General features: G+C 51.7%; 10 protein-coding genes and 4 tRNA genes. 9 read left to right on the top strand and 5 right to left on the bottom strand.

All coding sequences use genetic code 11. The features are described from left to right. The first annotated feature begins 10 nt into the window (after window positions 1-10). From uvrC to ATY27_RS15545, 7 genes are all read left to right on the top strand, one after another. On the top strand, window positions 11-1831 hold the full coding sequence (gene uvrC / locus ATY27_RS15575; RefSeq protein ID WP_244151331.1) for an excinuclease ABC subunit UvrC: 1821 nt from the start codon (window positions 11-13) through the stop codon (window positions 1829-1831). A 27-nt stretch (window positions 1832-1858) separates the two neighbouring features. After that, window positions 1859-2404: a CDP-diacylglycerol--glycerol-3-phosphate 3-phosphatidyltransferase gene (gene pgsA / locus ATY27_RS15570; RefSeq protein WP_208931532.1), complete on the top strand. Its 546-nt coding sequence runs from the start codon at window positions 1859-1861 to the stop codon at window positions 2402-2404. Window positions 2405-2538: 134 nt separating this feature from the next. Further along, window positions 2539-2614, top strand: a tRNA-Gly gene (locus ATY27_RS15565). Window positions 2615-2637: 23 nt separating this feature from the next. Next, window positions 2638-2711 (top strand) — tRNA-Cys (locus ATY27_RS15560). 42 nt (window positions 2712-2753) lie between these two features. Then, window positions 2754-2840: transfer RNA gene (locus ATY27_RS15555), tRNA-Leu, on the top strand. Between the two features lie 37 nt (window positions 2841-2877). Further along, window positions 2878-2953: transfer RNA gene (locus tag ATY27_RS15550), tRNA-Gly, on the top strand. Between the two features lie 196 nt (window positions 2954-3149). Then, window positions 3150-3410, top strand: a complete 261-nt coding sequence (locus ATY27_RS15545) for a permease (RefSeq protein WP_208931531.1) — start codon at window positions 3150-3152, stop codon at window positions 3408-3410. A gap of 73 nt (window positions 3411-3483) precedes the next feature. Here ATY27_RS15545 and ATY27_RS15540 read toward each other — a convergent pair whose 3' ends face one another. Next, the gene (locus tag ATY27_RS15540; RefSeq protein ID WP_208931530.1) at window positions 3484-4902 is read right to left on the bottom strand and encodes an SLC13 family permease; all 1419 of its coding nucleotides are present in this window, start codon (window positions 4900-4902) and stop codon (window positions 3484-3486) included. Between the two features lie 153 nt (window positions 4903-5055). Between ATY27_RS15540 and ATY27_RS15535 the strand changes: the two genes are divergently transcribed. Together ATY27_RS15535 and ATY27_RS15530 are read left to right on the top strand one after the other, a co-directional pair. Beyond that, a complete protein-coding gene (locus ATY27_RS15535) occupies window positions 5056-6018 on the top strand; it encodes an aldo/keto reductase (protein ID WP_208931529.1) in 963 nt (320 codons plus the stop codon). 43 nt (window positions 6019-6061) lie between these two features. After that, the gene (locus ATY27_RS15530; RefSeq protein ID WP_208931528.1) at window positions 6062-6442 is read left to right on the top strand and encodes a hypothetical protein; all 381 of its coding nucleotides are present in this window, start codon (window positions 6062-6064) and stop codon (window positions 6440-6442) included. A gap of 32 nt (window positions 6443-6474) precedes the next feature. Here the strand turns inward: ATY27_RS15530 and ATY27_RS15525 are convergent, their stop codons facing one another. The 4 genes from ATY27_RS15525 to ATY27_RS15510 all read right to left on the bottom strand — a co-directional run bounded on the left by ATY27_RS15525 (window position 6475) and on the right by ATY27_RS15510 (window position 13599). Beyond that, complete coding sequence (locus ATY27_RS15525) at window positions 6475-9195, bottom strand: serine/threonine-protein kinase (protein ID WP_208931527.1); 2721 nt, start codon at window positions 9193-9195, stop codon at window positions 6475-6477. A 27-nt stretch (window positions 9196-9222) separates the two neighbouring features. After that, a complete protein-coding gene (locus ATY27_RS15520) occupies window positions 9223-10758 on the bottom strand; it encodes a diguanylate cyclase (protein WP_208931526.1) in 1536 nt (511 codons plus the stop codon). A 215-nt stretch (window positions 10759-10973) separates the two neighbouring features. Continuing rightward, complete coding sequence (locus ATY27_RS15515; protein ID WP_208931525.1) at window positions 10974-11774, bottom strand: HAD family acid phosphatase; 801 nt, start codon at window positions 11772-11774, stop codon at window positions 10974-10976. Between the two features lie 154 nt (window positions 11775-11928). Next, complete coding sequence (locus ATY27_RS15510; protein WP_279614581.1) at window positions 11929-13599, bottom strand: electron transfer flavoprotein-ubiquinone oxidoreductase; 1671 nt, start codon at window positions 13597-13599, stop codon at window positions 11929-11931. Window positions 13600-13753: the final 154 nt, after the last annotated feature.

Raw genomic sequence — 13753 nt, 5'->3', positions numbered from 1 at the left:
CGAGACGCTGATGCCGCCGTTTGACAGCAGTGCTTTTTTAAAAACAGTGCCAGGTTCACCTGGCGTCTACCGTATGTATGGCGATAAATCCCAGGTGATTTATGTCGGCAAAGCCAAAGATTTAAAAAAACGCCTGGCCAGTTATTTCCGCAGTAATGTCGATAGTGTCAAAACGCGTGCATTGGTCGCAAACATCGCGCTGGTTGAATTCACGGTGACAAACAGCGAAACCGAAGCACTGATCCTGGAAAACAACCTGATCAAGCAATACATGCCCAAATACAATGTATTGCTGCGCGATGACAAATCGTTTCCGTATATTCTGCTGACCGATCATAAACATCCTCGGATCACCGCGCATCGGGGGCCGAAAAAGGTGCCAGGCCAGTATTTTGGCCCTTATCCGAGCGCCGGAGCGGTGTGGGAAAGTCTGAAGCTGCTGCAAAAAGTCATTCCGATCCGGCAGTGCGAAGATGGCTTCTACCGGGCGCGCACGCGGCCTTGCCTGCAATATCAACTTAAACTGTGTTCAGCACCTTGTGTTGGCAAGATCTCCGACGAAGCCTATGCCGGTCAGGTCCGGCTGACCCGGTTATTTTTGCAGGGCAAAAATCAGCAGGTGATTGAAGACCTGGTGCAACAAATGGATGCGGCCAGCACGGCCCTGGATTTTGAATTGGCGGCGCAGCTGCGTGATCAAATCATCGCACTGCGTAAAGTGCAGGAACAGCAGGCGGTTAGTGGTGATCACGATGAGATGGATATACTGGGCTTTTGTTATCTGCACGGGGTCGCAGCCGTCCATGTGCTGTATGTGCGCGACCAAAAAATCCTCGGCACTAAGACCTATTTTCCAAAACTACCGCAACAAACTGAGGCAGAGGAGATTTTCCCAGCCTTTTTACTGCAGTTTTATCTGAACAACATGGGCGGACAACAGATCCCGCGGGAAATCGTCATAGGGGAGCCGCTGGAAGAAGCGGATAGTATTGCTGCAGCCATCAGTGCGGCGGCGGGGCGCAAAGTGGTGCTGGTTCCGGCCAAACGTGGCGAGAAAGCACGTTATCTGGATCTGGCCAATAAAAATGCCCGCACTGCCTGTGATACCAAAGTCAGTCAGGCGGCACATATGGCTGCGCGATACCGCGCACTGAAACAGACGCTGAAACTCGACACGCTGCTGCGCATGGAGTGTTTTGACATCAGCCATACCATGGGCAGCCAGACGATGGCCTCTTGTGTCGTGTTTAATGACAAAGGCCCGGATAAAGCCGAATATCGTCGCTTTCACGTCGAAGGCGTAACACCGGGTGATGACTATGCGGCGATGCGTTTTGCGTTGCAAAAACGCTACGGCAAATTGCAGGATGAAGAGCGGGTGCCAGATATTGTGCTGATTGACGGCGGCGCCGGGCAGCTGAATCAGGCGATTGAATTTTTTGCCGGCTGGACGCTGGCGAAACGGCCGTTATTGCTGGGCGTCGCCAAAGGCACCAGCCGGAAGCCGGGTCTGGAAACCTTGTTGATCAACTCAGCGCAGCATGCGATTAACTTGCCGGCGGATGATCCGGCCTTGCATTTAATCCAGCACATTCGTGATGAAGCGCACCGTTTTGCCATTACCGGCCATCGCCAGCAGCGCGGCAAAAAGTTCACCCAAAGCCCATTGGAAAATATTGCCGGAATAGGTGAGAAACGCCGGCAAGCTTTGTTACAATACCTCGGTGGTTTGCAAGGCGTACTGAAAGCTTCAGTCGCTGAGCTGGCGACAGTGCCCGGGATCTCCAAAGCGCAGGCGGAGTTGATTTATCAGGCCTGTCATAACAACTAGAAAAATGCCCAGAATTGAGATTTATTGATGTGGAATGTGCCTAACCTGTTAACTTTGTTCCGGATTTTTTTAATTCCTGTCTTTGTTTTCTGCTTTTATTCAACCCATGAACATGCCCGTTTTCTGGCCGCTTTTGTGTTCTGGCTAGCGGCTATTACCGACGCTTTAGATGGCTATCTGGCGCGGAAACTCCAACAATCCACCGCTTTTGGTGCATTTCTGGATCCGGTCGCAGATAAAGCAATGGTCGCTGCCGCACTGGTACTGATTGCTGTTGATATGCAGACTTTATGGGTGACCATTCCGGCTTTTGTCATGATCAGCCGCGAAATAATCATTTCCGGTTTACGCGAATGGATGGCTGGTCTCGGCGAAAGCGCGCAGGTTAAAGTGTCGGAAATGGGCAAACTGAAAACCGCAGCGCAAATGCTGGCGTTAATCGGGTTAATTTGGCAGCCGGTGAACTGGATCACCGATTTAGGTATGTTGTTATTGTTTATTGCCACTGTGCTGACCGTCTGGTCCATGGTGGTTTATTTGCAGGCGGCCTGGAAATATCTGCAACAAAATTAAGCGCTTCGCGCACAAAAACTGCAAGTCTGCTAAAAATTGAGCAATCAGTTCAGCAGTGCCAAGTTTTGAGTTGACGGATTTATTAAACCCAGTAGAATGCAGCTCGTGTTAAGGCAAACGCCTTTTCAGATGAAGCGGGCATAGCTCAGTTGGTAGAGCGCTACCTTGCCAAGGTCGAGGTCACGAGTTCGAGTCTCGTTGCCCGCTCCAAATAATCTGAAGAGTGTCTTGATGGCGGGTTGGCAGAGTGGCCATGCAGCGGATTGCAAATCCGTCCACCTCGGTTCGACTCCGGGACCCGCCTCCATTTAGTTGTAATCAACTAAATACACAGTAAAAAATGTTGTCTGCCCGGGTGGTGAAATCGGTAGACACAAGGGATTTAAAATCCCTCGCTCGAAAGGGCGTGCCGGTTCAAGTCCGGCCCCGGGCACCACTTACTGTCAACACCATAGCAGTAAGTACAAATTTATGCGGGCATAGCTCAGTTGGTAGAGCGCTACCTTGCCAAGGTCGAGGTCACGAGTTCGAGTCTCGTTGCCCGCTCCAAATAAAAGCAAAAAGGTCTTTGGAAACAAAGACCTTTTTGCTTTTTATGGGAAAGCTGCCATTGCTGATTTAAGCGGCAGCCGCTCCCGGCCAAGCTGTCTCACGGAAGCATCTTTGGATGCCAGAGAATCGTCCTCCCCACGGAAAGGGCCAGCCTGTTTTGGACGAACTTCAGCTTGTTTGTGGAAACTTCATTATGGATCTGCTTGCAGATATTATCGGTATGGCCGGCACATCGTTGGTGGTCGGTGCGTTTTTCCTGTTACAACTGAACAAAGTGTCACCCAAAGGTCTGACGTACAATCTGATGAACCTGATTGGTGCTTTGTTTTTGTTGTTCAGCCTTTGTATTAACTTCAATCTGGCTAGTTTTGTCATTGAAATATTCTGGATCGCCGCCTCAGTGATTGGTCTGGTGCAATACCGGAAGAACAAAAACGCCATGCAAGCCGCTTAGCAAATGGCAAAGGCACAATGAACAAACCGGGCTTTTGCCCGGTTTGTTGTTTTAAGTGGGGACTGATCCTGTCCTAAAGCCAGAACGGCAATATCAGCTGACACCAGAGCGTGATCAGGACGACCCCGAAAATATTCAGCACGACACCCGCTTTGATCATGTCGCGGATATTGAGCTGACCACTGGCAAATACAATCGCGTTGGGGGGCGTACCGACCGGCATCATAAAGCCAAGGCTGGCTGCCAGTGCGGCAGGCACCAGCAGGTAAAGCGGTGATAAGTCCAGACTGAGCGCGACCGGGCCTAATATTGGCAAAAAGGCTGCAGCCACAGCGGTATTACTGGTCAATTCGGTTAAAAACACAATCAGCAGCGCCACTGCGGCGATGATTAGCAACGCTGGCACCCCATGTAATCCCTGAAACCACTGTGCCAACGCATCAGACACACCATGTTGTTGCAATTGACCGGCCAGACTCAAACCGCCACCAAACAATAACAACACGCCCCAGGGCAGCTTTTCGCTGTCTTGCCAGTTCAGGACCGGCTGTACTGCTGCAGCAAAGTTTTCCGCTAGCGGGTGGCGCACCGGCAGCAGAAATAACAACATCGCCGCGCTGAGCGCAATCACTGTATCGCTGAGAGCCAGGCCGCTCCATTGGCTTAATAGCGGCTGGAAAATCCAGCAAAGTGCGGTGATCAAGAAAATCACCGCAACCAGCCGTTGTGGCCTCGTCACTGCTGTTGCATTGTCTTGCGCACTCTGGGTTACAGGCGCCATTAAATGCAGGCGAAAATAGACCCGGCTGAGCCAGAACCAGCAAACCAGTAGCATCGACAACGCCAGTGGAACCCCTAATAACATCCACTGACCAAATCCCAGTTTGATTTGATAGGTTTTTTCCAGAAAGGCCGCCAGTAGCGCGTTTGGCGGCGTGCCGATTAAAGTTGCAATGCCACCGATACTGGACGCATAGGCCACGCCTAATAACAACGCTGGCGCCAGTACCTTTTGTTGTTGCAGAGGTGCCACGGCGACGACCGACAGCGCTATTGGCAGCATCATGACCGCGGTGGCGGTATTGGACATCCACATGGATAAAAACGCCGTGATGGCCATCAGGGCTGCTAATTGATTTGCCGGCGCACTACCTACCAGGCGTAACGCCCGCACAGCAATTTGTTGATGCAAGCCGGTTTTTTCCAGCGCAATCGACAAACAAAAACCGCCAAAAAACATAAAAATCAGCGGATGTGCATAGGGCGACGTCGCGGCTTCTGCACTACTGATGCCAAACAGCGGAAACAACAGCATCGGCAATAACGACGTAACAGGGATCGGAACTGCTTCACTGATCCACCAAATCACCATCCAGCCGGTGATACCGCAGAGTAAACTGGCAGTGCCAGTTAAGCCTGGAATGTTCCACAGACTGAAAAACAGCAGGCAAGCAGGCCCTGCCAATATCCATAACAATGTGAGTCGGGACATAGATTTCCACAACAAAGTGCCGAGTGTATAACGGACTTTAACTGCTTTTGTTGCCTCGATCATCCATTTGTTGTTGCTGCCGAATGGCGACAGGCTTGGACACAATCTTTATCTCAGTTAGACTCGGCACAACTATCAGAAAGGAGCAGTTAAATGCTGGCTTTACAACAATATTTTCCCGATGTGTCCCCGCTGGTGTTTGGTTGTATGGGCCTTGGAGGTGACTGGAATTCACCACAAACCACCGCTGAGCAGCAACAACAGGGATTTAGCGCAATCGAAGCGGCGCTGGAACTGGGTTTTAATTGTTTTGACCACGCGGATATCTACACCCGTGGCAAAGCGGAGGCTGTTTTTGGTCAGTTTCTGGCTGCTCAGCCAGAACTGCGGGAATGCCTGGTGCTACAAAGTAAATGCGCGATCCGCTTTGCCGATGCTGACCATGTCGGTCGCTATGATTTCAGTGCCGGATATATCGCCGACAGCGTCGAGCAAAGCCTGCGCCGGCTACAAACTGAGTATCTGGATATTCTGTTACTGCACCGTCCTGATCCATTGATGCAAATCGACGAAGTGGCAGAAGTGCTGAACCGGTTACAGCAAAGCGGCAAAGTCCGGCAGTTTGGCGTGTCTAATTTTGGTGCGCCGCAGCAACAATTGCTGCAATCGGCACTGCAACAACCGTTGGTCGTCAACCAGTTGCAAATGAGCCTGGCCAATCTGGACTGGCTGGAAGCGAATGTGCTGACTGGCATGCCACAAGGCGCTGGCCATTATTTCGGTTATGGCACTGTAGAATATTGTCAGCTGAATAAAGTACAAATTCAGGCCTGGGGCAGTCTGGCGCAAGGCCGTTTCAGCGGCGCTGGCCAAGATCTGTCAGCCAGTGAACAGCGCACCGCTGATCTGGTGGCACGGCTTGCTGCGGAGTATCAGGTCAGTGCTGAAGCCATTGTGCTGGCGTGGTTATTGCGCCATCCGGCCGGTATTCAGCCAGTGATTGGCACCGTTAATCCGGCCCGGATCCGTGCTTGTAGTCAGGCGCTTGATGTAACGCTTAGCCGGGAACACTGGTATGCGCTGTATGTCGCAAGCCGGGGTCAGCCACTGCCTTGATCTCGGAAGTTTTTTTAACGTCAAATAAAAATCAGGAGTTCAGATGGTTTCGCAAAATTTTACCCTGACCAGCGCCGGAAAAATTGAGTTTGCGCCGGGTCAGAAATCAATCACAGCCGACAAAGGCGAGTCAGTGCAATTTGTCCTGACCAATAATAGTGGGCAGACCTTGCTGGACTGGGGCCTGTATTTTAACAATCCATTTGATGTCAGTAATTCGCTGCGTTATTCGTTTGGTGATTTGCAGGTAAACGGTAATGTTTACACGGCGGAGAAAACCATCAGTCTTGACACCGCAGAGGCTAAAGTCGCGAAGTACAATGCTTATGCGATTTACGTTACGGTAGAGAACAGCAGCGGTACAGTCACCATTTTCCAGCGGGATCCTGAGATCATCGTGAATGGCGGAGACGTTGAAGACTAGACTGTCACGTTATGTTGATGATTACCTTTCAACTATATGGTGCTGGCGGGCTTGTTGCCTTCGGGGCGCGTCAGCACCTGCTGCTGCAATAGTTGTCTGAATTCTGGTTCAGATTGCAGTGAATCAAAGTCATAACCTAACGCCAGTGCGGCTTGCAGATAGTCGACGGCTTGTTGGCGTTCTCCGCTAATCTCACAGATTTGCGCTGCATTGATCAATTGCTGCGGTTTCTTCAAAGTACCTGTAGCCTTGAGTTCTTGCAGGGCTTGCCGGCTTTGGCCGTTTTTCGCCAGATAAAGACCAAGTCTGAGCCGTGCGTTTTGTAGCTTTGGCGTTTTCTCCAACAGCAGACTGACCAATCGGATCGCTTGCTGATAACTTTCTCGCGCTTTGTCCGGTTGTTGCGCCCAGCGATAGCTGTCTGCCAAATTGCCCCAAAGCTGGTAATTGTCTGGTTTTAACTCGACAGCCAGCGCAAAGTGCGCGCTGGCCTCGGCGTACTTCTGCTGATAAAACAGCAAAGTCCCGATGTTCGAATGATTCACGGCGTCGTTGTCGATGGCGACCGCTTGTTTAAATGTCGTCAACGCCGCCGGGTAATCGCCGCGGCTGAATTGAATTGCGCCCAATGTCTGCAAGACTTGCGCATTATTAGGTGCTAAACCGGCGAGTTCGCGATAACTGCGTTCAGCCTTGTCCAGCTGCTGATGCTGATAATAAAACACTGCGAGCGCATTGATAAAATACCAGTTTCGGCTGATCTCTGCCGCTTGTTGAAAATGTTGTTCAGCGGCAGCGGTTTGGCCAGCCAGGTCAAAAGCACGGGCCTGACCATGGATCAACATGGCATTGGCAGGTTCCAGTTGCAGCGCCTGACTGAACAGTTCGATGGCCCGGGGATAGTCGCTGTGTAATTTAGCAATTTCAGCTTGTAGCGCCAGTAACCTGCTGTTTTTAGGCAGCTGCTGCGCCAAATCGTTAGTTAATTGCTCTGCCTGTGGTAACCAGTGGTGGATATCGCGAACTCGTGCCGTCTGTAACATGGCATCGATCAGGGCATAACGCGCTTCGATAAACTCAGGATCTGTTTGTACCGCGATCTGCAGTTGTTGCAGCGACTTCTCGATATTATCTTTGTAATCATGGCGATACAAATAACTGATGCCGGTCAGATACGCTTTATACGCCGTATCATTGGTCGCGCTGCCTTTGGACAGTGGTAAAGCATCCGGCAGCTGCCAGTTCAACAGGCGTACCAGCTCAGTTCTGACTTGCTGCTGCGCCAAATCCCAGTTGTCTAATGCCAAATCAACTTCAGTAGATTTCAGGATGCGGCCATCCGCACCGTTTTGCAGATTGAGCGACAAACGCCGGGTATTGCCAAGGTGCTGCAAACTGCCATTGATCACCAGTTCGGTCTGAAATTGCTGGTAAATGGCTTTAGTACTGACTTCTTTGAGCTGACCCAGTTCTGCAGGCGGTAATACCCAGACATTGCCGTTCAGCTGGCCGATTTGCGCTAAATCCTGGCTCAAACTGAGCGACATGCCGGTCAGGAATTGTTGTACCGACGGATCTGCACCGATATTTTGCAGCGGCAGCAGCGCCAGGGTTTTGCCCTGACTGAGTAAACTCTGTTTATCCACGCTTTGCTGACCCAGCCATAAACTGACGACGAGGATAAATGGAGTGATTACGGCCCAGAATTGCCAGCGTGCTAATGGATACCAGATGCCCAAGCGTTGGCGTTGCAGTAATTCCTGCTGCAGTTTCACTAAGAATATGGCGACTTTACTCAGATCCGCCGGACGTTGCGACGGATGGGGGGCCAGACATTGGTCGATCAGGTTTTTTAGCGATTGCGGCAACTCTACCGGGTGCACCGGTGGTTGTTTGATCTGTTGCACAATCGCCTGCATCGTTGCATCGGCAGTGTCCCGCAGAAATGGATGCACGCCATAACAGAGCTCGTACATGATCACGCCAAAGGCGAAGACGTCACTCTGGATGCTGGCATCAACGTCGCTTTGCAGCAGCTCAGGTGCCAGATAAGGCAAAGTACCTTTGATTTGATGCGCCGTGGTGTGTTGTGACCATTGCGTGTTGAGCTGACTGGACAACATCGGCGGTAAGCCGGCGCCTTCGGTTTCAGCCTGCTGTTGTAGCCGCCGTTGCCGGCTAGCCATGCCAAAATCGAGAATTTTGACTTGTTGCGCCGGCAGGCAGATCATCAGATTGCTCGGCTTTAAATCGCGGTGGATCACGCCGGCCTGATGCGCACTCGCCAGACCTGCGGCGATCTGCTGCAGCAAATGCAATTTATCCGGCAAACTTAGCGGCCGTTGTAAGTACTGGTCCAGCGTTTGACCTTCGAGCCATTCGGTGACGATGTAACTTTGCTGCTCGGCACGGGAGATATCGTACACAGTGACGATATTCGGGTGTTGTAACGAGGAGGCAACGCGGGCTTCTTCCAGCAATTGCTGCTGATGAAACTGGCCCTGGCGTTGTAGCTGCAGCACTTTGAGAGCAACCGGGCGTTGCAGGGCCGCGTCATAGGCCTGATAAACAATGCCCATGCCACCTTGTCCGGCCTGGCGCAGTAACTGATAATGGCCATAAGGCGCGGCAGACGGCATCTCGGCCAGAGGCTTTGCCTGATCGGAAGCCTCTGCAGGCATCCAGGTATCCAGCTGCGACGGGAACTCAGACTGACAGAAGTCACATTGGCCCGATAAGACTGGATTCGGCATGTCGCACTGCTGACAGATCACGCTGCTTTAACCCCTGGAGCCAGATCTGAACGTCTCGCTGGCGGTATCAAGCAGTTGCAGCGTGGCGGGTTTGTGCGCGCACACGCGGTTTTTGCCACTGTTTTTTGCCTGATACATCGCCTGATCAGCACAATCAATAAAGCGGTAGGCCAGATTGTGCAGCGCATGGTGAAAGCCCGCGACACCAATACTGGCGGTAATTTTCAGCGTAACGCCGCTCACCAGTGGTTCCAGCGCGGCAATATCGGCGCGGATCCGCTCGGCATAAATCAATGCGCTGTCCGGGGAGGTGTTATTAACCAATACAACAAATTCTTCGCCACCCAACCGGCCAACCCGGTCGGCCTTTCGGGCCAGTGTTTTTAACAGAGCGGCGACGCAGCGTAATACTTCATCGCCGGCAAAATGGCCGTATTGGTCATTGATTTGCTTGAAGTTATCTAAATCGATAAAAATCAGACTGCACGGCTGGCCATAACGTTTGGCCTGTTCCATCGACAAAGTGATTTGTTCTTCGAGCATGCTGCGGCTGCACAAGCCTGTCAGATCGTCACAGAGCGCCCGGCTGATGGTAATGGCGTTTTTCAACGCCAGACCAAGTTGAGCCTGCAGAGTTTTACAGAACGTTTCCTGCAGCTGGTTAAAACCATCGGCATGGCTGGTGTCCAGGTATAGCAGGGCCAGCGTTTCGCCATTTGCCTGCAGCGGCATGGCCAATACACCGGTGACTTCGGCATCAGGACGCGGCTCGGCAAAGTTGGTCAATTGCCCGGAAGACAGCAACCTGAATTCCTGGCGTTCAAAACATTCACGGGCGATCCATTCACTAAAAACAACACCGTCAGTCGCTTGTGGCGGGACATAGTTCCAGCAGGCTTGCCGTTGTAATGTTTGCCCGCGTTTATCCGCCATCAGCACAAAACCACGGCGGGCGCCCAGTACTTCAGCAATCATCGGCACTGCATGTTCGAGCAATACCAGATAACCTTGCGTCTGATTGACCAGTGTATTGAGGCGTTGCAACAGGCTGTTTTGCGCTGACCATTGCTGTGCCGCTTGTTGCAATTGCTGGAACTGCAGACACAGATGTTGTTGTAATTCTGACAGCGGCTGCGCTTGCTGGCTGAGCTGTAACAAAGCGCCGAGGCTATGTTGTTGCATATCGTCGATGCGGTGTTGCAGATCATGTAACGCCCAGACGGCAAAATCCTGTTCATGGTGTTGTGCCGCTTCGTATCGCAACGAAACTTTTTGCCGGCCAAACAATAATTCACATTGCGGCGGCAGCAGGGCACTTTGGGCCTGTTGCAATAAATGTTGATCAAGCTGGGTGCCAAAACGTGAGCCTTTGTCGCGCAGTGCTGGCCCTTGTGCGGTCAGAAAAATTTCGGCATGTTGGCGCGACACACTACTGTCATGCAGGACCAGCAGGTTGACCGGATCGCGCCCAATTGAAACAGGCGTATCATCCAGCGTCAGCCGCACGGAATGATGCTTATCGCCTTGCAGCCAGTCGAGATCAAGCACCATGGGGTCATTCATGTTATGCACTCCGAAACGTCAGGGCCAGACTACAGATGGTTCCAGTCGGTGGCTACCGATCGTTTATATTCTGCGCATCTTCCGCGCTGTTCAGGATAAAACCGCTATTTTGTCGAGTTTATACCCGATTTAACCCCTGTAACAGTAACAATCTGCAGATCTCCGCAATTTAGCCATGGCATCGTGCTATGCCATGGCCAATCTGACTGAACAGATCAAAAGCCTTGCAGATATTGTTGTTTCGGCTGCTGCAGAATGGTCTCCCAAGAGCCGTAGGTTGGGTTAGTCAGCATAAACCAGCGAGATCCCCAGTATGGCTGGTACTTTTCCACCAACTCAAAGCGTTTGGCTGGGGTGATATTGCTTTTCACCTGAGGCAGGAAATCACCAAAATCATCGCCGAGCAACATAATGACGCGGTATTGTTGCGCCGCTTTTAACCGGCGGCTTTCTTTTTCAGAGGTCCAGTCTTTTTGTTCGGACTTCAGCCATAACTGACTGGCGTCGACTTGCTGAATACCAGTGGCTTGCAGGTTTTTCAGCGTATCGGTTTTTTGTGGGCAACTCTCTTTGCTGGCGGCTCTTGGTGCACATTCCCGATTACTGATGTACAGCACGGTCACGCCATTTTTTCCGGCCAGATTGAGGAAATCGACCGCGCCCGGCACTGCTTTGGCCTTGGCTGCGGCCACCCAGTTATCCCAGCGTTTGCCATTAAAACCATGATCCTGCTCGAGAATGGCCTGCGCCGCAGCCGGTGAGTTATCCAGAATGGTTTCATCAATGTCGACAATGATGGCTGGTGGCAGCTGCTGGAAATCGCTGGTTTGGGTTGGCAGTGCCGACCAGTTTCTGTCGCTCAGCGCGTCTTTTAACGTCAAACTGGCCATCTTGTAAGTTTGCAGACTGTTGGCGCGAAATTCTGCCGACGTCTGATACCACAAAGTGGCGTTGAAGTTATCGTGTGGGGCAGAGACCGCAGCAGCGGCAAACAACAGAGCGGCGGAGAAGGCCATAGACGAGTCCTGAATGAGGAAAAACGCCGATCATACTGAGTTCAGGCCGAATTTCAACAGATGCCGGCTTTATTGCAGCTTTACTGCACTGACGTGGTGTTCTGGCTGTTGGCATGCAGGTAGAAAAAAGGCAGCTTGTGCTGCCTTTGAGAAATTACATGTTCGGATAATTCGGGCCGCCACTGCCTTCCGGCGTAACCCAGCGGATATTTTGCGACGGATCTTTAATATCGCAGGTCTTACAGTGAATGCAGTTTTGCGCATTGATTTGCAGGCGCGGCTCACCGGCTTCCTGACCAACAATTTCATAGACACCAGCCGGGCAATAGCGCTGGGCCGGTTCGTCGTAAATAGCCAGATTAACCTTGATCGGAATATTGCTGTCAATCAGCTGCAGATGGCAGGGCTGCTCTTCTTCGTGGTTGGTGTTGGACAAAAACACCGATGATAATTTATCAAAGCTCAGTTGTTGATCTGGCTTTGGGTAGACGATCTTGGCACAGGCCGACGCTGGTTTCATGCTGGCGTGGTCGACGCTGTTGTCTTTCAGCGTAAACGGCAGTTTGCCGCCAAACCAGTTCTGGTCAACCATGTTAAAGGCACCACCCAGAATAGAGCCGAATTTGTGCATGGCCGGGCCAAAATTGCGCGAGCGATACAGCTCGTCAAACAACCAGCTTTGTTCAAAGCGGCCTTTAAAGCTTTGCAGATCCTGACCACCGCTATCACCGCGGCTCAGTGCTTCAAACACCGTTTCTGCGGCCAGCATGCCGGATTTCATCGCCGTGTGATTGCCTTTAATCTTGGCAAAGTTCAGGGTGCCGGCATCACAGCCCAATAACAGTCCGCCTGGGAAAGTCATTTTTGGCAGGCTGTTCAGACCCCCTTTAGCGATGGCGCGGGCGCCATAACAAACCCGTTTTCCGCCTTTGAGATACTGTGCAACCACCGGGTGGTGTTTGTAACGCTGGAATTCGTCAAACGGGCTTAAATGCGGATTGCTGTAGTTCAGGTCAATAATCAGGCCTACGACTACCTGATTGTTATCTGCATGGTACAGATAACCGCCACCAGATGTGCCTTGCTCCAGCGGCCAGCCAGCGGTATGCACGACCAGGCCCGCCTGATGTTTATTCGGATCAATATCCCAAATTTCTTTAAAACCAATCGCATAGTGTTGCGGAGAGCAATCTTTGTCGAGTTGATAATGTTTGATCAGTTCTTTACCCAGATGGCCGCGACAGCCCTCAGCAAATAGCGTGTATTTGGCCCGCAGTTCCATGCCGGCGACAAAGCTGTTTTTCTGCTCACCATGCTTATCCAGCCCCATATCACCGGTCACAATACCTTTGACCACATTGTCTTCAATGATCAGACTGGCGGCACTGAACCCAGGGAAAATCTCGACGCCAAGTGCTTCGGCCTGGCTAGCCAGCCAGCGGCAGACATTGCCCATCGATACAATATAGTTGCCGGTATTGTGCATGGTTTTTGGTACGGCAAAATGCGGAATTTGGCGCGAATCATCAGCGTTTTGCAGTAAATAGATATCGTCCTGGCTGACTGCTGTGGTTAAAGGCGCGGCTTTTTCCTGCCAGTCCGGCAAAAGTTCATTCAGTGCCCGCGGCTCAAACACTGCACCGGATAAAATGTGGGCGCCGACTTCAGAGCCTTTTTCCACGACACAAACGGTCAGTTCAGAGCCTGCGGCTTTGGCCTGCTGCATCAGTTTAATTGCTGCTGATAAGCCCGCCGGACCGGCACCGACTACGACTACATCAAACTCCATCGATTCCCGTTCCATTTGCCACCTCGCTGCTGTGATTTGCGCTGCATCAACTGTTTAATAACAGTTGGCTGCTATTCTTGTGTAGTTTTTTTAAAAGCGTTGCCGGCAAGGGTATTTCAGGTTGACGTTAACGTCAACACTGGTTAGATTGTCCGGCATTGAAATGGTCTGAAGTTTACCTTCACGTAAA

Source organism: Rheinheimera sp. F8 (genome assembly GCF_001518915.1).
The sequence above is the reverse complement of the archived record's forward strand: the minus strand, read 5'-3'. Positions and strand labels throughout refer to the sequence as shown.